The sequence below is a fragment of the Burkholderia catarinensis genome (assembly GCF_001883705.2).
Lineage (GTDB): Bacteria > Pseudomonadota > Gammaproteobacteria > Burkholderiales > Burkholderiaceae > Burkholderia > Burkholderia catarinensis.
The window spans coordinates 37,348-56,796 of sequence record NZ_MDEQ02000005.1 but is presented as its reverse complement, the minus strand read 5'-3'; the positions used below and the strand labels follow the sequence as shown (position 1 = coordinate 56,796).

Genomic DNA, 19,449 nt, shown 5'->3' with positions numbered 1-19,449 from the left:
GGAACGGGAAAGCGTCAAGCCGCGTCACAGCGACGACACCAGTTGTGCGTTGTCGATCCGCAGTTCCGCGCCGTTCACGAAACGCGATTCGTCGGACGCGAGGAACAGCACGAGATTCGCGACGTCCCGCGGATCACACATGCGCGCCATCGGATCGCTGCCGATGCCGAGCGCGGCCGGGTCGAGGTCGGGCATCAGCGCCTGCGTCATCGGCGTCCAGATCCCGTCCGGATGGATCGAGTTGCAGCGGATCCGGTAGCCGCTGCGCTTGCAGTGCACGGCGACGCTGCGCGCAAGCGCCGTCACCGCGCCTTTCGACCCGGTATACGCGCACATCATCGGCAGCCCGCCGAGCGCGGCGACCGACGACATCATCACGATCGAGCCCGGCGTGTCGTTGCCCTTCATCGCGCCGATCGCGTACTTGCAGCCGAGGAAATAGCCGTCGGCGTTGGTGCGCATCACGCGCCGCCACGTGTCGAGGCTCGTGTCCTCGATCGAGCCGACCGGGCAGATCGCCGCGTTGTTGACGAGCACGTCGAGACGGCCGAAGCGCTCGAGCGTCGATGCGATCGCGTGCTGCCAGCCGGCTTCATCGGCGATGTCGTGGCGCACGAACAGCGCCGCGTCGCCGATCTCGCGCGCGAGCGCACGGCCCGCATCCTCGTCGATGTCGGTCAGCACGACGCGCGCGCCTTCGGCGGCCAGCAGCAGCGCGTCCGCGCGGCCGACGCCGCTTGCCGCGCCGGTGACCAGCGCGACCTTGTTTGCGACTCGATTCATGGTCGGTCGTTTTCCGTTGTGGTTGAAAGAAGGCGGGCGCTCATGCGGCGCCCGGCGCGCGGCCGGCCTTGATCGCATCCAAAGCGGCCGTGCCGTAGATCTGCGCGATCGTGTCGTCGACGCGCGGGTTCGTGCGCAGTTCGTGGCCGCCGTCGACCGCGAAGCTCTGGCCGGTCACCCAGCCCGACTCGGGGCCCGCGAGATAGCGCACCGCGTGTGCGATCGCTTCCGGTTCGCCGAGCGTGCCGAGCGGGATCTGTTCGAGAAAGCCGTCGACCAGCGCGCGGTTGTCGAACATCGGCGCAGTCGCCTCGGAGCGCGTGAGGCCCGGGCGCACCGCGTTCACGCGGATCTGCGCGCCGGCCAGCTCCTCGGCCGCGCCGCGCACGAGCGCTTCGAGCGCGGCCTTCGCGGTGCAGTACGCGGACAGCCAGCGGAAATTGATCCGCGCGGCGGTCGACGAGATGCAGACGATCGCGCCGCCGCCGCTGTCGGCGAGCCGCGGCGCCGCATGCCGGATCGCGGCGAACGCACTGTGCAGGTTCAGGTCGATTTCCGCGCGGAAGCTGTCGGCGTCGTGCATCAGCAGCGGCCGGAAGCCGGCGCCGCCGACGGTCGGCACGACGATGTCGAGGCGATTGTCCAGCGCCCATGCGCGATCGAGCGCGGCCTGCAGGTCGGCTTCGTCGCACGCGTCGCCCGCATGGATCGCGACGCGGCTGCCGGGCACCGCGTCGGTCAGTTGCCGTTGGGTGCGTTCGAGCGCGTCGCGGCGCCGGCCCATCAGCACGACGGCCGCTCCGTCGGTGACGAGCGCACGCGCGCAGGCCGCACCGATGCCGCCGGCGCCGCCCGTCACGAGCGCGGTGCGACCATCGAGGGGAAGGGACGTACGCATCGTTCAGCCCTCCAGCGGCAGGTCTTGCGCCCAGTCGACGTGCAGCGTGCGCGCGGCGAAGCGCCACGTGCCGCCGTCGAACACGCAGCGGTCGCGGTAGCGCAGCCCCCAGTCGAGCTTGCGTTTCACGCCGTCGCGCACGTAGACGTGGCAGGCGACGCCATAGGTCTCGACGTCGGCCTCGCCGCCGTCGAGCGTGACGAGCTGGTTGTGCACGTGATGCTGGGTCGCTTCGTAGCGCTCGATCACGCGCATGCCGGCGACGATCGCATCGCGGTCGTCGAAGCGGAAGCCGGGGCCGGCCAGGGTTGCGTCGGGGGTAAAGAGGGCGGTCAGTCGTGGCCAGTCGCGCCGGTCGACGGCTTGTGCGTAGCGGCACGCAAGTTCATACAGCGCGTGGCGGGGATTCGGATCGGTCATGCGGTGCTCCCGTGGAAGAACGGAAAGAGTCGGCCGCGCCGCGAATCCGGGCGCGACGGCATTGCGACGTCGATGCGCAGGTTCGCATCGGACCGATCGAGATTCATCATCCATACGGAGCAGGGCGAGGCTCGGGGAAAACACCGGTGCCGGCGGCCGCACGGTGCACGACGGCGCGTCGATGGTGCGACGCAGCGGCCGAGGCACGGCATGCGTCTGATGATTGGCGTGACCGGCCGCGAAAGGCGCGCGACGTAGCGCGTTTCATCCACGCAGGCAAATCCGCCGCTCGCGATGTTGCGGTGCAGGATGGCTTGCGCCGTTTGCTCAGCGTTTGTCCCTAGTCGAAACGGACGATGGCCGGCGGCCGGGCGCTGGCTACCGTGCAGTCATCCGGTGCCGCAGGCGATGCGCGCCGGACACGAACCGCACCAGCGGTCAACCGGAGGGGACGACGATCATGAGACTGACGACTCGCAAGCTGTGCGTATTGGCGATGGGCACGTTCGCTGCCATGGCGATGGCGCGATACGGAGCCGACGAGGTCCCGTCGCCGCCGTATGCGGCCGGCATCCTGCAATGCCGCTCGGTCGATCCGAACGGCCTGCCGACCGGTTGCGTGCCGATCGACCCGTCGCACTTCGGTTTCGCCGCATTGCGCGGCATGTGACGCCGGCGCGGCTGCGGGCCGCGCAGGGCGCAAGCCGGCGCGGCGCGACGTCGCAGGGGCCGCATTCGCCGAGGCCACGACTCGATCGTTGCGTGGTGCACCGGATCGCGCTGCCGGTTCGGCTTCATGCTGTTCGACGGCCGTTCGATTTCTACCGGGTCCACCGCGCAAGACGCCGCCCGTGACGTGCGTTCGCACTGCCGCGTGTTCGTATCGACCCCGCGGCTGCGAGCCGGTTCTTGTGCCCGGCAGGCTGCCGCCACGACCGTGGTTTCCCGCAAATTTCCGCAAATTCCCGCAGATTCCCATTACGCCGATCCATTCCTCATGTCATCAGACTATTCCCTGACCCACCCCCTGAACATCCGCGACGTGCATCGCTGGGATGCCGAACACGATGTCGTGATCGTCGGCTTCGGTGCGGCCGGCGCGTGCGCGGCGATCGAAGCCGCGAGCGCCGGCGCCGACACGCTGATCGTCGAGCGCGCATCGAGCTACGGCGGCACGAGCGCGCTATCGGGCGGCGAGATCTACCTCGGCGGCAGCGGCGGCACGCCCGCACAGAAGCAGGCCGGCTTCACCGACGACACTGAGGACCTGTACCGCTACCTGATGCTTGCCGGCGGCCGCGACGCCGACGAGTCGAAGGTGCGTCTCTACGCGAACGAAAGCCTTGCGCACCACGACTGGCTCGTCGCGCAGGGCCTGACCTACAAGAACACGTTCGTCGCCGAGCGGATCGTCGAACCGGAAACCGACGATTGCCTGATCTGGTCGGGCAGCGAGGAAGCCTGGCCGTTCAGTGAGGCCGCGAAGCCGTGCCCGCGCGGCCACACGCCGCAATGGCCGGGCTGGGGCGGCGGGCAGATGCTGATGCGCGTATTGGCCGAACGCGTGGCCGCGCTCGGCGTCGTGACGCGCTACGACACGCGCGCGCTCGCGCTGATCGTCGACGACGGCGGCGCGGTGCGCGGCGTCGTGCTGCGCGCGTATGGCGAGACGGTGTTCGTGCGGGCGCGCCGCGCGGTGATCCTGTGCGCGGGCGGCTTCGCGATGAACCGCGACATGGTGCGCCGGCATGCGCCGCAGTTCCTGCGCTCGGACGAACCGATCGGCAGCCCCGGCGACGACGGCTCGGGCATCCTGCTCGGCCAGAGCGCGGGCGGCGCGGCGATCCACATGGACCAGGGTTTCGTGAGCCTGCCGTTCTACGCGCCCGAAGCGCTGATCAAGGGGATCTTCGTGAACGCGCGCGGGCAGCGCTTCATCAACGAGGACGGCTATCACGGCCGCACGGGCCACCATGCGTTCCACCAGGCCGACGACCGGATCTACCTGCTCGTCGACCATGCGACGTACCAGGAGCCGCCCGCGATCGCGCGGATCGGCATCGCGGCGGCCGGCGAAACGTGGGACGAAGTCGAGCGCGACCTGCAGATGCCGGCCGGCACGCTGACGGCGACCGTCGACGTCTACAACCGCCATGCGGCCGAAGGCGCCGATCCGCTGTTCCACAAGGCGAAGAAGTGGCTGCAGCCGCTGATCGAGCCACCGTTCGTCGCGCTCGATTGCCGGATCGACTACGCGTTCTATCCGCACTTCACGCTCGGCGGGCTCGACACGCTGCCGACCGGGCAGGTGCTCGATGCGGCGCGCGCGCCGGTGCCGGGGCTCTATGCGGCCGGCCGCACGACGTGCGGGCTGCCGCGCTGGGGCGCCGGGTACAGCTCGGGGCTGTCGCTGGCCGACGCGACGTTCTTCGGCCGGCAGGCAGGCCGTCACGCCGCGCAGGCGGTGCGCGACGCATTGCGCAGCGCTGCGTAAGGTCGCGTGGCCTGAAATGAACGACGCCCCGGGCAATCGCGTTGCCCGGGGCGTCGTCGTTTCAAGCGGCTAATCGCTTAACCAAGCGCCCAACCGGCCGCTAGCCGAGATCGAGCGCGTTCGTCAGATCGCCCGGCGGCGTCGCGCCGCGCGAGGCGAACGCCTTGTCGCGCACGACCACGCCGTCGAGCGGCGCGAGGCCGTGCACGCGGCTGATGAAGCGCAGGATCGAGTTGGTGTCGTACAGCGTGTGATCGACGAAGCCCTTCTTCGCGAACGGCGAGATCACGAGCGCCGGAATCCGCGAGCCGGGGCCCCAGCGGTCGCCGGCCGGCGGCGCGACGTGATCCCACCAGCCGCCGTTCTCGTCGTGCGTCATCACGATCACGGTGTTTTCCCAATGAGGCCCACGCCGGATGCGCTCGATCACGTTCGCGATGTGGCGATCGCCCGATTCGATGTCCGCGTAGCCCGCGTGCATGTTCAGGTTGCCCTGCGGCTTGTAGAACGTGACGGCCGGCAGGCGGCCCGCGTCGATGTCGGCGATGAAGCGGTTGGTCGACGGCTCGTCGCCGAGCCCGGCGTCGCGCAGGTGTTTGCGGCGTGCGTCGGTGCCCGGCGCGTAGTTCGCGAAGTAGTTGAACGGCTGGTGGTGGTACTGGAAATCGGGCACGGTGCCCGTGTCGCGATGCTCGAGCGCGTACTGCCATGCGCCGCTGTACCACGCCCAGTCGACGTTCTTTTCCGACAGGCGGTCGCCGATCGTCGCATAGCCCTGCGGCGGGATCACGCGATGGTCGGCCGGGTCCGCATACGCGGCGTTGCCCGGGTCGGGCGGCGGCACATAGCTCGGCTGGTACGGCGGCGCCATCGTGTTCACGCCGTAGCCGTCGGGCGTCAGCGGGCCGTCGACCGCGAACTTCGGCGGGCCGTCGAGCGCGGATGCGGGCGAATCGTCGGCGAGCTTCAGGCGCGTGCCGGCCGGATCGTCGCCTTCGACCTTCGACAGCAGCTTCGCCGCGTGCGGATGCTTGTGCGCGTCCGGATACAGCGGCGGCTGCGCGGAAATCAGGAACATGTGGTTCAGCCACGATCCGCCGAAGGCCGCCATGAAGAAGTTGTCGCACAGCGTGTATTGCCGCGCGAGATTCCACAGCCGCAGCGTATCGGCCGAATTGCGGTAATGGCCCATCACGAGGCCGCCCGAATCGGCCCACGCGGCGAACTGGTCGTTGCGGCCGGCCGCGATCTGCATCTGGTTCTGGTAGAAGCGGTGCCACAGGTCGCGCGTGATCACGGCGTTCGGCAATGGCTTGCCGTGCGCGTCGGCGATCCGGAACGGCGCGTTCGGCAGCTTGTCGAGGTCGCGCTCGGCGATCGCGTAGCGCTTGCCGTCCACTTCCTGCGCCTGCGGCACGAGCCCGCCCCAGATCTTCGGCAGCACGGGCAGCGGCGTCTTGCCGTCGCGATCGAGCTGCCGCGCATGCTCGGGCCGCACCTCGCTCAGCGGATGGCGCACGCCGGGGAAATCGCCGTACAGGTTCGCGAAGCTGCGGTTTTCCGCATAGATCACGACGATGTGGCGCACGCGCCGGCGCAACGCTTCGTCGACGCGCAGGTCGGCGGCGGAACGCGGCGCGCTGTCGGCCGTGGTTTCGCAGCCGCCGAGCGCGACACCCGCACCGAGCGCGGCGAGGCCGCCGAGCACGCGGCGGCGGTCGGGATCGGCGGGAAGGTCGTCGGGGCGATCGGGGGTGTCGGTCACGTCGTGTGCTCCTCGAATGGGCGGATGGGCAATATCGTTCTGCGCAGCGGCGCCGCTCGGGCTGCCGCGACGCGTGACAGGAAAGCAGCGGCCGGCGTGGCGCCCATGCGGGCGCGATGCGAATGTCATACAAATGTCATAAACGCGACTATAACGCGACGACGGGTGCCGATGAAAGGTGTTTGTCGGACGATTCGACTCGCACCGCGGGCGATGCGAGACGCTCGCGCGCGAACTAGACTGGATTCAGGGGCGATGCGTCGCGGCGTGTCGCCCGGGCGAGGACCGCCCGGCGGCGCCGGCCGACGGCGTCGTCGCGGCGTCATCGATGCGACGAAACGAGGCGATAACGGGAGGCGACGATGGCGCGGATGAATGCCGCTTCAGCCTGGCCGCCGATGCCATGGACAAGAAATTCGACTACCCGGGATTGCTGATCGCGGCGGGCTTCTTCGTGCTGTTCGCCGCGCAGTTGCTGATGCTGCACCCATCGTCGACGCCGATCGCATACAGCGATTTCCATCGGCTCGTCGCCGCGCGGCTCGTCGACGATCTCGAGGTCGGCCCCACGTCGATCACGGGCACGCTGAAGATGCCGCAGGCCGGCCCGCTGCTGCCGGCGTCCGAAGCCGCGGTCGTGCAGCAGACCGGCGCGCCGTGGCGCTTCACGACCAACCGCGTGACCGACGAGCACCTGACCGATACGCTGACCGCCGCCGGCATCCGCTATCACGGCACGCCCGACACGGGCTGGATCGCGTCGCTCGCGTCGTGGCTGCTGCCGCTCATGCTGTTCGTGTTCATCTGGAACATGATGCTGCGCAAGCGCGGCGGGCTGCAGGATTTCACCGGGATGGGCAAGAGCCGGGCACGTGTGTACGTGCAGCAGGAAACCGGCATCACGTTCGACGACATCGCGGGCATCGACGAAGCGAAGGCCGAGCTGCAGCAGCTCGTCGCGTTCCTGCGCAACCCCGACCGCTACCAGCGGCTCGGCGGCAAGATTCCGAAGGGCGTGCTCGTCGTCGGCGCGCCGGGCACGGGCAAGACGCTGCTCGCGCGCGCGGTGGCCGGCGAGGCGGCCGTGCCGTTCTTCTCGATCAGCGGCTCGGCGTTCGTCGAGATGTTCGTCGGCGTCGGCGCGGCACGTGTGCGCGACCTGTTCGAGCAGGCGCAGCAGAAGGCGCCGTGCATCGTGTTCGTCGACGAGCTCGATGCGCTCGGCAAGGTGCGCGGCGTCGGCCCGATGTCGGGCAACGACGAACGCGAGCAGACGCTGAACCAGTTGCTCGTCGAGATGGATGGCTTCCAGGCCGGCTCCGGCGTGATCATCATGGCCGCGACGAACCGGCCCGAGATCCTCGATCCCGCGCTGCTGCGGCCGGGCCGCTTCGATCGCCACATCGCGATCGACCGGCCCGACGTGAACGGCCGCCGGCAGATTTTCGGCGTGCACGTGAAGAGCGTGAAGCTCGCGGCCGACGTCGATCTCGGCGAACTCGCGTCGCGCACGCCGGGCTTCGTCGGCGCCGATCTCGCGAACGTCGTCAACGAGGCCGCGCTGCATGCGGCCGAACTCGGCAAGCCGGCGATCGACATGACCGACTTCGACGAGGCGATCGACCGTGCATTGACGGGCCTCGAGCGCAAGAGCCGCGTGATGAACGCGCAGGAGAAGCTGACCATCGCGTATCACGAAGCCGGCCACGCGCTCGTCGCGGAAAGCCGCGCGCATTGCGATCCGGTGAAGAAGGTGTCGATCATTCCGCGCGGCGTCGCCGCGCTCGGCTATACGCAGCAGGTGCCGACCGAGGATCGCTACGTGCTGCGCAGAAGCGAGCTGCTCGACCGGATCGACGCGCTGCTCGGCGGGCGCGTCGCGGAAGAGCTCGTGTTCGGCGACGTGTCGACGGGTGCGCAGAACGATCTCGAACGCGCGACCGCGATGGCGCGCCACATGGTCATGCAGTACGGGATGAGCGAGAAGATCGGGCTCGCGACGTTCGATGACGGCGATGCGCGCCAGGGCATGCCCGGCGCATGGCATGCGGGCGACGGGCGCTGCAGCGAGCACACCGCGCGGATGATCGACGACGAGGTGCGCACGCTGCTGGCCGACGCGCATGCGCGGGTCGCGGCGACGCTCGGCGAGCGCCGCGATGCGCTCGAACGCATCGCGCGACGGCTGCTGCAATGCGAGGTGCTCGAACGCGAGGCGCTGCAGGCGCTGATCGACGGGCGCATCGAGCCGTCGTCCGCCACGACGGCGGCGCCCGATGACGAAGCCGGCGCGCGCGGCGGCGCGATCGACACGGAGCAGGCATCCGCAGTCGAGCGCGATTTCGTCGCGTACGGGACGCCGCGCGAACCCGATCGCTGAACGCGCGGCGAAGCCGCGATCGGCGCGCATATCGACGTCGACATGGAGCGGAACGAAGCGGGCAGAGTGCGGGTGGGCGCGATCGCCGTGCGGCTGTCTATCGGCTGGGCGTGGGCCGGGCGTGGGCCGATCTCGCGGCGGCGACGCGCGTGCTCGATCAGTTCGATGCGTATTGCGTGGTGACCGGGCGTATCCGCGCGGGCATGCCGATTTCGGTCGACGTGTGCGATGTGAACGGCGCGGCGCGCGAATGCGCGGCGACGAATTGCGTGAGCGCGCGTCAGGATTCGGTCGCGGTTGCGGCCGCGACTTCGGCCGCCTCGGCGAGCGCGTCGAGAAAGCGCGTGCGCCACCAGTGCACGTCGGTCTTGCGCACGATCGCCATCAGCGCCGAGTGACGCTGGCGGCGTTCCTCGAGCGGCATCGTGAGCGCGCGCTGGATGGCCTGCGCGGTGCCTTGCGTGTCGTACGGATTGACGAGCAGCGCCGACTTCAACTGCTCGGCCGCACCCGCGAAACGCGACAGCACGAGCACGCCCGGATCGGCCGCGTCCTGCGCGGCGAGGAACTCCTTCGCGACGAGGTTCATCCCGTCGCGCAGCGGCGTGACGAGCGCGACGCGGCTCGCGCGATAGAGGCCCGGCAAGCGCTTGCGCGCGACGGTGCGGTGAATGTAGCGCATCGGCATCCATTCGAGTTCGCCGTAGTCGCCGTTGATCGCGCCGCACAGGCTGTCCATCTCACGCCGCAGATCGTCGTACGCGCCGAGATCCTCGCGGCTCGGCGCGGCGATCTGGATCAGCGTCGCGCGGTCGCGGTTCTCCGGATACTGTTCGAGCAACTGGCGGAACGCGTGCACGCGCTGCGGCAGCCCCTTCGTGTAGTCGAGCCGGTCGACGCCGACGAGCAACTGGCGGCGCGAGTATTCGTCGCGCATCCGGTCGAACATGTCGATGCCGTCGCGATCGCGCGCGAGCGACTCGAACTCGTCGACGTTGATGCCGATCGGGAATGCGCTGGCCGACAGCGTGCGGCCGAACGCGCGCAGGCGGCCGTCCGGCAGCCGTGCGGCGCCGGCTTCCGCTTCGACGTAATGCTCGAAGTGCAGCAGGTCCGACTCGGTCTGGAAGCCGACGAGGTCGTACGCGAACAGCGAGCGCATCAGCCATTCGTGTTCCGGGATCGCGGCCATGATCAGCGGCGGCGGCATCGGGATGTGCAGGAAGAAGCCGATCGGATTCGTGCAGCCCATCGCGCGCAGCTCGGCGGCAAGCGGAATCAACTGGTAGTCGTGTACCCAGATGACGTCGTCGGGCCGCAGCAGCGTGCGCAGCTTGCGCGCGAACAACTGGTTCACGCGCCGGTAGCCGTCGGCGAAGCGCCGGTCGAACTGCGCGAGATCGAGCCGGTAGTGAAACACCGGCCACAGCACGTTGTTCGAATAGCCGAGGTAGTACGCGTCGTAATCCTGCGGGTCGAGATCGATCGTCGCGAGCTGGATGCCGCCGACGTTCTGGATCTGCACGTCGTCGCCAGGCGCGGACTGATCGCTGCCGCCGCGTAGCTTGCCGCTCCAGCCGAACCAGACGCCGCCGGTTTCCTGCAGGCTGTCCTTCACGGCGACGGCGAGGCCGCCGGCCGCGGCTTTACGGGGATCTGCGATGCGATTGGATACGACGACGAGTCGGCTCACCAGCTCTCCTGACGATTGTTGGGGGAAGGTTCGTGCGGCCGGGGCGCGAAGCGGACGCCACCATCGGCGCGCGATGCGCGATGCGATGGGGCCGCAGCGATCGGACGGGAATCAGGGCATGCGATTCGCCGGCCGACCGGGGAGTGCTCTTTTTAGGATACTCGTCATTCGCTCGTTTTAAAAGCCTGCTTCGGCGAACGAGGCGGGGGGCGCATGCGGCGCGCCGTGCGTGACATCGGTGTGAAAGCGCCCGACGCGCGAGCGGGATCGAAACTTGCGCATGGCTGCAAACGCAGCGTTCGCAACGCAAGGCGAGCGGACGGCCGGGACAACATCGCGCGATCGCGGGGCGCGATCGTCCGTGCCGGGGCGCGTATGCGCAGGGTCGAACAGCGAACGCATTCGCACTGCGTCGTGCCGGCCGGTTGCAATGCCGTCGATGCGGCTGCGCCGGTGCGTGCGCTACCCGCACGCGTGCCGTGAACGCGCGACGCGGATCGGCGACGCATGACGTCGTGCGCGGGTGCAGGGCGCGCCGGACGGCGATGCTGCGCAGCCGCACCGCGTGCCGCGTGCGGCCGCGCGGTCAGGCTCTCGCGGCCTACATGCGAAACCCGCTGATTGAGGAACGCGCGCCGTTGACGCAGCAACGGGCGGACTATGTTTTCGGCGTCGAGTGCGCAGATACGAATGTAATTCCCTTCACCGCGAACGCCGCGTGAAGTGGGCTCGACAGCAGCATGAACAAGGCCCGCCATCGAGCGGGCTTTTTGCTTTTCCGGCGGTAGAACCGTTCGTGATGCGGGCAAGGAATAAGGGCAACCATCTTCCGATGGTCCACGTTAGCGTCACGGCGATGACGTGCATCCTCTATCAATCGTGAGTGGCGGTACTGGAAGGGCTGGAGGAAGCGGGCCCGCATTGCGCGGGCCTGAGCAGATCAATAATTATTGATGAGTCTGCTGTGTGGCGTCACGCGGGGATCGTCACACATCCATGCGCAGCTACCTTTACATATCGGCGTAAATTCGACGATCACCTGTTGAATGTCGATTGAGCCGTCGGGTCGCTTTGAGGCCACTTCATCGGTAAATGTTCTTTTGTCGATATAGATATTTTCGGCGTTGATGCCAAGTTGCAGCAAATAATCCTTCATGTTAATTGCACGAATATCCTTCAGTTTTTCGATATTCCTCTCTTGAAAGTAAGCGCCTGCAATTACTATCGCTCGGATTTCAACATTTGGCCATCTTTTCGCCTCGATAACCTTATTCGCTATCGCCACTCTGTCAGTATTGGAAAGTGTGGTTGTGTTGAATGGGAAATATAGCGCCGCTGTTTCGCCTATTGTGCATGCAGTCGCAGCGCCAGATAGGAGCATGGACATTGTGAGCAGGCAGATGGTGGATTTTAGTAAATTCATGTTCATTTTATATCTTTATGTCGAAAGTTGCGATGTACCCTGTAATGCTGTCCGCGTTCGTGATAGCGATTTCAGGGTTATTCATGGCAAATATCTTCATTCCAATTTCTGAGTTTCCATACATTGCGTCAACTGAATCGAATGTGTCGGTGAAGTGGGTGCATTCGTGAATCAGGGTTTTTATTTGCGCTTCGCGGCGAAGATCGCCAAACGGGTCATCGCAAAATGCAGAATAGATGGCAATGACTCGTTTATCGGAGTCGGGTTTGCACACGGCGGCACGGTTTTGGCCACTGTCGGGTGTGACTGCACAAGATAGATTCCTGCTGGTCGCGCTGTCCCATCGAACAATTTTTTCCGGCACTAACTCTTGCATCGCGGAACGCAATCGGGGAAGACCGGAAGATAACTTGCTGCGAATCTGTGCGTTAACACGCCCAAAATAGGTGGTGACGCGCGCTTGTTCGCTTGCGTCCCATCGCGCTAGCCCTGCAATGCGGGCGTTAATCAGGCGGACGGCATGATCGCGAGCGCGCATGACGGTCTTTCTAAAATCTTCGTTGCTCATGTTCGGGCAAATCGGTGTCGTGTTGATATCGACATACACCTTAGAGCCGGGCGTCGTGTTCGTCGTGGCCGTGTCGTGTACCAACACGTAGTCGTCGTCAGGATTCGGCATTTCTGTTCCTCGCAATCTCGAACTTGATCGACTCCGCATACGCGGATGAAACGCGCTGCGTGTGACCTGTAGCGTCTGTAGCGCCAGTAAAGACCTTTCCGGAGGATAAGCGGATACGATAGCGGACATTGGCGAGCGGTTGCCCGTTGTGTGCGTCGCGCAACACGTATTGTTCATCATGGGTGCCCCGTGCGGGCTCGTATCGCTCGGGAGAGTATGCAACGTTACCGAAGAACGGCATCGCCGTATTGTGACCGCCTCCGCCGCCATAAAAGATAGTGCTATCGCCGCCTGCGATCAGACGGTTTTGCCCGCACGGACAGAGTACATGATCGCCATCCAAGGCAATGCAACGTCCGCGATTGGTCATGCGGTGTGCGCCCCCAACTATCAGGAACGTCCCTTCGCAATTTCCGCATGTCGCTTTGTCACCATCAAGGGCAACCTTCTTTCCGTGATTCGTGATCGTTGACGAAGTAGCAATGACGATGCCGCCTGTTGTCGTGGGGTCGCCGTTCCTGACTGCCCGTCGGCTCATGGTCGTTTCCTCAATCGAAGTCGGTAATGATCCATTCGCCCGATTCAGGGTCGTAGATCGCGTATTGATCGACCGCCGCACCTGCGACAGTGACTGTAGGTGGCATGCATGCCAGTGCTTCGGCTTCTGCGTCGGCTATCTCTTCGGCGGTCCACGTCCGCATCATGTCCAGCGTTTCGGCAAACCATGGAACCCCTGCGCGCCGATAGGTGTCGTCGATTTGCTCGGTCACGCTATCGTCGAATCGGATCGCGAAATGGTCGCGTTGCTCGACTGGCACATCGAACCACGACGAGAAGTAGACCATCAAGGGGTGCCCCGTATCGGACGCGACCAGACGCCCCCCGGTCGCCCCATAGGCATAGTTCACGGCGACCAACAAACGGCCTTGCTGTTCCATGAAACGACGCGTATCGACTTGCCGAAAGTCGATCGGCCAAAAGTGGCCGTCGTCACGCATGAGCGCTCGGGAACCCATGACCGCATCAAGGGGCGACAGGTAGGTGGAAATGCACGGGTCCGGCGTGCGGACCAACAGCATTTGCATGTTGCCGCTGTATCTCGGGCTAACTGCATTCGGCTCATCGTTCGGCGACGTGTGTAACTGTTGCACCATCGCGTGAAGGTGGATCGATGAATGCAGGAAGTACGGACAATCGGCATGTTCTTTTTCTGTCATAGGCTTGGATACCTTATGCATTGACGTGCCTCAGACATTCGCCGGTAAGATTGTATTTGTCTATAGGATGAGTATGATTATTTAATCTCTTTTTATTTTGAGATGACCGCGCTGTGTAGCAACTAGATCAGTTCCTGGCTGCGAATACTCATCAACGCACTTTCGTTTGTTCGGCTTCGTGTTCTTGTTGCGTGATGAAGTGACCTTCCGGGCCGGGGCCGGGATGCCCGTCTTTCAACGGACAAAAAAATGCCACGGAGGCCGCTCCTTCGAAAACCCGGCTATTCATTTTTTTAGCGATGAAGGCCTTGTCGTGCGGGCATTCTTGATTTCCATCAGAAATCCTTGGATTGCCCGCGATTCAAGGATTTATACGTGGAATATGAAACCGGTTTTATTGGTGAAATAAAAATGCCGTTGTTCGGCAATTATCTGATTAAGCTGTTTCAATTTATGGATGAATAACGGAATTTTCTTGCGAACGAATGGGGGAGGGAATCGCCATGCGTGGTCGGCGTGCGTCGCGATGGCTGTCATGGCCGATAAACGGGAATTCACGCCGGACGCGGTTCGCGCCGGAAAGCGGCCCGCGGCGGGCGCCGCGGGCCATGAGAGGGTCAGAACGTGGTGCGCAACCCGGCCGTCACGCTGCGGCCGCCTTCCGGCGCGAAGCCGCGCACGACCGAGGTCGCGTAGCGGATCTCCTGATTCGTCAGGTTGTCGCCGCGCAGGTACGCGAGCCAGTGCGTCGCGCCGACACGGAACTTGTAGGTCAGCATCACGCCGAGCGACGTGTAGCCGTCCGTCGAGAAGTCGTTGTCCGGCACGCGATGCTGCGACCACGCGTGCGTGACCTGCGCGCGGGCACCGAACGGTCCGTAACCGTAGTCGGCCGCGAGCGTCGCGCGCAGCGGCGCGATGCGCGGCAGCGGCTGGCCCGTGTCGACATTGCGCGCGTGCGTGTAGTCGGCCGTCACTTCCAGGTCGACCGTATGGCCGCGCCGCGCGAATGCGCGCCACTTGCCGTCCAGCTCGATGCCGTAGAACTCGGCGCGCACGCCGCGATAGATCGCTTCGTTCAACGAGCCGTCGGCGCCCGGCGCGACGGGTTCGCCGTCGCTGTTCACGACGCGGCCCGTGTTGTACTCGGCCAGGTAGTTCGAGAAGCGGTTGTAGAACACGCCGACGCTGCCGCGGTTCGGGCCGCTCGCATAGCGCAGCGACAGGTCGGTCGATACGGCTTTTTCCTTCGACGCGTTCGGGTTGCCGATCAGGAACTGGCCGGTCGCATCGTGCGGGCCGTTCGAATACAACTCGTAGAAGGTCGGCGCGCGTTCGGTGTACGCGACGTTGGCCGCCACTGACCACACGGGCGTCAGCGAGAACAGCGCGCCGGCCGACAGGCTGCCCGCGTTGAAATCGCGCGGCTGCGCGCCCGCGAATTTCTCGACGCCGGCCGGATCGGGATCGACCTTCACATGCTCGAAGCGGCCGCCGACGCTCAGCTTCAGCGCGGGGACGACCTGCCATTCCTCGAGGCCGAACAGCGCGACGCTGTTCGTGCGCGTGGACGGCACGAGCAACTCGTCGCCGAGCGCGGAGAACGTGTTCTGGCCGAACTGCACGCCGATCGCGCCTTCGAACGGGCCGATCTTGCGATGCCGCGCCTCGATGCGCGCCTCGTAGCCGCGATTCCGGAAGGTGGTCGCCGTCTCGCCGTTGTTGACTTCCTTGTGGCGGTAGTCGGTGTACGCGAAGTCGAACTTCAGCTTCGTGAACGGCCCGCTCAGGTTGCGCACCTCGGACGCGAACGCGAGGCGTTCCTGGCGCATCCGCAGCCGCACGTCGCTCTCCGCGACGGAGCCGTAGTTCGATTCGTAGCCGCTGTACGACAGGCCCGCGAAGCCGTCCGCCCACGTGTACGACGCGCCGAGCGCGCCGCCGTGCACGCGGCCGTCGCTGTTCGGCACGTTGCCTTCCGGCTGCGGCGTGTCGGGGCCGTCGATCGCGCGTTGCTGGCTGCTGCGCGCATAGCCGGGAATCCGCAGCTTGCTGGTTTCGCGGTCGAACGCGTCGACGTGGAACGCGAAGCGGCCGTTGCCGCCTTCGACCTGCGCGGCGCCCGCGCGCACGGAGTTCGCGCCGCCGTAGCGCGCGTCGAGCGCCCCCGTCACGCCTTCGATCGCTTCGCGCGGAATCCGGTTGTCGATCGTGTTGACGACGCCGCCCACCGCGTTGCCGCCGTACAGCAGCGCGGCCGGGCCGCGCACGATCTCGATGCGCTCGATCGACAGCGGATCCTGCGGCACCGCATGGTCGTACGACAGCGACGACGCGTCGTAGGCCGCCACGCCGTTCTGCAGCAGCCGGATCCGGTCGCCGTCCATCCCGCGGATGATCGGACGGCCGACCATCGGCCCGTAGGTGGTGGTCGACACGCCGGGCAGCCCGTTGAGCGTTTCGCCGAGCGAATCGGCCTGGCGGCGTGTCAGCGCGTCGCCGGAAAGCTGCACGGTCGGTGCGATCAGTTCGGTGTCGCCGAGCGGGTTCGCGGTCACGAAGATCGGCGCGAGCGGGACGGCCGAAGGCGTGCCCGACGCGGCGGGCGCATCGGTCTGCGCGTGCGCGACGGCGGCGAACAGCATCAGCGAAAGGGACGAGAGCGGGCGAAGCGGTAGACGAGGGAGGTCGCGCATGGTCGGTGAATCGGTTGGAATCGGATCGGATAACGAGCGATGTGGGTCACCGCTGGATACGATATATTGTTGCGTCTTGCGCGCGGAGTGACCCGTTGGAACATGGCTCGGCGAGGCTCGGCCACCCACGGTGGAACGGCGTCAGGCGGACGAGCACGCGAAATGATATGTTATATCATTTCAAATTCAAAGCCGAATAGCGGGATCTTGTCGGGTTTCTGTCGGATGGCTGAAATGGCGGCGGGAGCGACGGGGCGGTGCGTCACCGCCGGTTCGACCTTCGCGTCAAGCGTTGCAGGTCGTGGCGAAGCCGCCTCGATCGTCGGATGCGTTCCGATGCGTTGATACGTATCAACGTGCTTCGATGCCGAAACCGGATACTGGATCGCTCATCGACCAAACAGGAGCAACGCATGACCCAGACCATGAAAGCGGCCGTGGTACACGCGTTCGGCGAACCGCTGAGCATCGAGGAAGTCCCGGTCCCGACGCCGGGGGCCGGCCAGATCCTCGTCAACATCAAGGCATCGGGCGTCTGCCATACCGATCTGCATGCGGCCGACGGCGACTGGCCCGTCAAGCCGTCGTTGCCGTTCATCCCGGGCCATGAAGGCGTGGGGATCGTCGCGGCGGTCGGCGCGGGCGTCACGCACGTGCGCGAGGGAGACCGCGTCGGCGTGCCCTGGCTCTACACGGCCTGCGGCCATTGCGAGTACTGCAGCACGGGCTGGGAAACGCTGTGCCATGGCCAGCAGAACACCGGTTATTCGGTGAACGGCAGCTATGCGGAATACGTGCTGGCCGATCCCGACTATGTCGGCCATTTGCCCGCGCAGGTTGCGTTCGACGAGATCGCGCCGATCCTGTGCGCGGGCGTCACGGTCTACAAGGGCATTCGCGTCACCGACACGCGCCCGGGCCAGTGGCTCGCGATCTCCGGCATCGGCGGTCTCGGGCACGTGGCCGTGCAGTATGCGCGTGCGATGGGCCTGCATGTCGCGGCCATCGACATTTCACCGGACAAGCTCGCGCTTGCGCGGCGGTTGGGTGCGCAACTGACGATCGATGCGTCGGTCGACGATCCGGCACAGGTGATCCAGAAAGAAATCGGCGGCGCGCACGGCGTGCTCGTCACGGCCGTGTCGCGCAGCGCGTTCGCACAGGCGCTCGGGATGGTTCGGCGCGGCGGCACGGTGGCGCTCAACGGCTTGCCGCCCGGCGATTTCCCGTTGCCGATCTTCTCGACCGTGCTGAACGGCATTACCGTGCGCGGGTCGATCGTCGGCACGCGGCGCGACCTGCAGGAATCGCTCGAATTCGCGGCCGACGGCCTGGTGCGCGCACACATCCACCGCGACCGGCTCGGCAACATCAACGACGTGTTCGCGAAGCTGCGTCAAGGAACGGTCGACGGGCGCATCGTGCTGACCGACATGCATTGATGCCGCGAACACGCGCAAGCCGCCGCGCGACGGATGGCGTCGCGCGGCGGCGTGGCGGTCATGCGCGCGTCACGGTGCGAAGAACACGTCCGTGCGATTCGTCAGGTTGCCCGCACTGGTCTGGACGAAAAACGGATGGAACGACGACGACGGGAGAACGTCGAGCCCCTGGTAGTCGCCGATGAAGAATCCTTCCGCGTTGGGGGCGAGCTTCATGTCGAACGGGCCGCCGACGCGCCGTTCGTCGGCGAACGTGGCGCCGCCGTCGTGCGAGATCTTGCGCCAGAAGCCGGTCGGCAGCGTCGTGGTGTTGCCGGCCTGCAGGTCGCGGAAGTCGTAGTAGGTGACCATCACCGCGCCCGTGTTGTCCACGCGCACCGACGGATTGAACGCGGGGCGTCCGGTCGGCGTGTTCAACTGCTGCGGCGTGCTCCATGTCGCGCCGCCATCCTTCGACGTCGACACGGCGATCTCGTCGTACGTGCCGCCGTTGAAGCGGCTGTCCTGCCACACGACGTAGAGCTGCCCCGACGCGGGATCGATCGCGGGCTCCGGAATGATGTCGCCGGTGCGCACGGGTTCGCCGGTGTTCGGATCCGTCACGCCGACCGTCTGCAGCCCCGCGATCACCTGCGGCTTCGTCCATGTCGCGCCGTCGTCGGTCGACTTGATGAACGCGACCTTGCCGGCCGCCTTGCTGAACGGCGGCTGGATCAGGTCGAAGAAATCGTAGAGCGTGCCGCTCTTCGGGTCGACGACGATCTGGTTGCCGATGGTCTGCTGCCGTGAAGGGACGTTGACGATGACTTTCGCGGTGCTCCACGTCTTGCCGCCGTCGACCGTCTTCGAGAACAGCGTCGGCCCGCGAGACGCCTGCGTGTGCAGGTTCGCGTACGGGTTGCCGTTAGGCAGTTCGAGGCGGTCCCATACCGCGTACGCGGTGCCGGCCTTCACCGGGTTCGCCGTCACCGATTCCTTGTCGTTGAAGAACTGGGTCGTCGGTTCGTCGTTCACGATCAGCAAGGCCGGGCTGCTCCATGTCTGCCCGCCGTCGGTCGACACCGACGCCGCAACCGCATTGCTGTTGTTCGACTGGTTGAACGAGATCGACACCGAATATGCGGTGCCGTCCGGGCCGAAGGACACCCACGGATCGGACGCGCGCTCGTACTTGAGCCCGCCCGGCGCGCATGCGCTGAACGGCTGCGGCGTGCGCGCCCAGGTCGCGCCGCCGTCGAACGTGTAGCCGGCGACGAGCCCGTGTGCGCCGCCGTTCGACCAGCGATCCTGCTGCCAGACGCCGATCATGTTCGTCGGGTTCGCCGGGTTGACCGCGAGCCACGGCTCGACTTCGGCGTTCACGTAGTTGGTGCCGGGGCCGCCGATGGTGCAGGCGGCGAACGGGCTCGGGCCGGACACGACGACGGGGTCGGCGTGCGCCGCGGCAGCGGCGGCCATCGCCATCGCGGCGGACAGGCGGGTGACAAGCGAGTGGGACACAATCGGGCGTCGCATGAACTGCTCCTCGTTGACGTGCGGCTGCGATGATGCGGGCACGA

15 protein-coding genes are annotated in these 19,449 nt (G+C 66.2%); 4 read left to right on the top strand and 11 right to left on the bottom strand.

The features are described from left to right. Positions 1-24: 24 nt before the first annotated feature. Genes BFF94_RS09360 through BFF94_RS09350 form a run of 3 tightly spaced genes read right to left on the bottom strand, consistent with a single transcriptional unit; the run spans position 25 to position 2,101 of the window. A complete protein-coding gene (locus BFF94_RS09360; RefSeq protein WP_128847096.1) occupies positions 25-783 on the bottom strand; it encodes an SDR family oxidoreductase in 759 nt (252 codons plus the stop codon). A gap of 40 nt (positions 784-823) precedes the next feature. Beyond that, the gene (locus tag BFF94_RS09355; protein ID WP_128847098.1) at positions 824-1,681 is read right to left on the bottom strand and encodes an SDR family NAD(P)-dependent oxidoreductase; all 858 of its coding nucleotides are present in this window, start codon (positions 1,679-1,681) and stop codon (positions 824-826) included. Between the two features lie 3 nt (positions 1,682-1,684). Then, positions 1,685-2,101 carry a nuclear transport factor 2 family protein gene (locus BFF94_RS09350; protein WP_128847101.1) on the bottom strand — a complete coding sequence of 139 codons (417 nt, stop codon included), beginning with the start codon at positions 2,099-2,101 and terminating at the stop codon, positions 1,685-1,687. Between the two features lie 460 nt (positions 2,102-2,561). Here BFF94_RS09350 and BFF94_RS09345 point away from each other — a divergent pair, with 460 nt between their 5' ends. Next, entirely contained in the window at positions 2,562-2,771 is a 210-nt protein-coding gene (locus BFF94_RS09345) for a hypothetical protein (protein WP_006483048.1), read from the top strand. Positions 2,772-3,098: 327 nt separating this feature from the next. Continuing rightward, positions 3,099-4,595, top strand: coding sequence for an FAD-dependent oxidoreductase (locus BFF94_RS09340; RefSeq protein WP_219139237.1), 1,497 nt, complete (start codon positions 3,099-3,101; stop codon positions 4,593-4,595). 100 nt (positions 4,596-4,695) lie between these two features. Here BFF94_RS09340 and BFF94_RS09335 read toward each other — a convergent pair whose 3' ends face one another. After that, positions 4,696-6,360 (bottom strand): acid phosphatase, encoded by a 1,665-nt coding sequence (locus tag BFF94_RS09335; RefSeq protein ID WP_128849935.1) that lies wholly within the window; start codon positions 6,358-6,360, stop codon positions 4,696-4,698. A gap of 403 nt (positions 6,361-6,763) precedes the next feature. Between BFF94_RS09335 and ftsH the strand changes: the two genes are divergently transcribed. Next, entirely contained in the window at positions 6,764-8,740 is a 1,977-nt protein-coding gene (ftsH, locus tag BFF94_RS09330; protein ID WP_128849937.1) for an ATP-dependent zinc metalloprotease FtsH, read from the top strand. Positions 8,741-9,020: 280 nt separating this feature from the next. On the opposite strand, the gene otsA is transcribed toward ftsH, so the two are convergent. The 6 genes from otsA to BFF94_RS09300 form a co-directional block, all read right to left on the bottom strand. After that, positions 9,021-10,433 carry an alpha,alpha-trehalose-phosphate synthase (UDP-forming) gene (gene otsA / locus BFF94_RS09325; RefSeq protein ID WP_128849939.1) on the bottom strand — a complete coding sequence of 471 codons (1,413 nt, stop codon included), beginning with the start codon at positions 10,431-10,433 and terminating at the stop codon, positions 9,021-9,023. A gap of 940 nt (positions 10,434-11,373) precedes the next feature. After that, positions 11,374-11,862 (bottom strand): OmpA family protein, encoded by a 489-nt coding sequence (locus tag BFF94_RS09320; protein WP_246637259.1) that lies wholly within the window; start codon positions 11,860-11,862, stop codon positions 11,374-11,376. 1 nt (position 11,863) lies between these two features. Next, positions 11,864-12,535 (bottom strand): M35 family metalloendopeptidase, encoded by a 672-nt coding sequence (locus tag BFF94_RS09315; RefSeq protein ID WP_128849941.1) that lies wholly within the window; start codon positions 12,533-12,535, stop codon positions 11,864-11,866. Continuing rightward, the gene (locus BFF94_RS09310) at positions 12,522-13,073 is read right to left on the bottom strand and encodes a PAAR domain-containing protein (protein WP_128849943.1); all 552 of its coding nucleotides are present in this window, start codon (positions 13,071-13,073) and stop codon (positions 12,522-12,524) included. Before BFF94_RS09310 ends, BFF94_RS09315 begins: the two co-directional genes overlap by 14 nt. 10 nt (positions 13,074-13,083) lie before the next feature. Beyond that, complete coding sequence (locus BFF94_RS09305) at positions 13,084-13,752, bottom strand: hypothetical protein (protein ID WP_246637258.1); 669 nt, start codon at positions 13,750-13,752, stop codon at positions 13,084-13,086. Between the two features lie 617 nt (positions 13,753-14,369). Then, positions 14,370-16,448, bottom strand: coding sequence for a TonB-dependent receptor (locus tag BFF94_RS09300; RefSeq protein ID WP_246637257.1), 2,079 nt, complete (start codon positions 16,446-16,448; stop codon positions 14,370-14,372). Between the two features lie 413 nt (positions 16,449-16,861). On the opposite strand from BFF94_RS09300, the gene adhP reads away from it, so the two are divergent. After that, positions 16,862-17,890, top strand: a complete 1,029-nt coding sequence (gene adhP / locus BFF94_RS09295) for an alcohol dehydrogenase AdhP (RefSeq protein WP_128849947.1) — start codon at positions 16,862-16,864, stop codon at positions 17,888-17,890. A 69-nt stretch (positions 17,891-17,959) separates the two neighbouring features. On the opposite strand, the gene BFF94_RS09290 is transcribed toward adhP, so the two are convergent. Further along, the gene (locus BFF94_RS09290) at positions 17,960-19,405 is read right to left on the bottom strand and encodes a sialidase family protein (protein WP_128849948.1); all 1,446 of its coding nucleotides are present in this window, start codon (positions 19,403-19,405) and stop codon (positions 17,960-17,962) included. Positions 19,406-19,449: the final 44 nt, after the last annotated feature.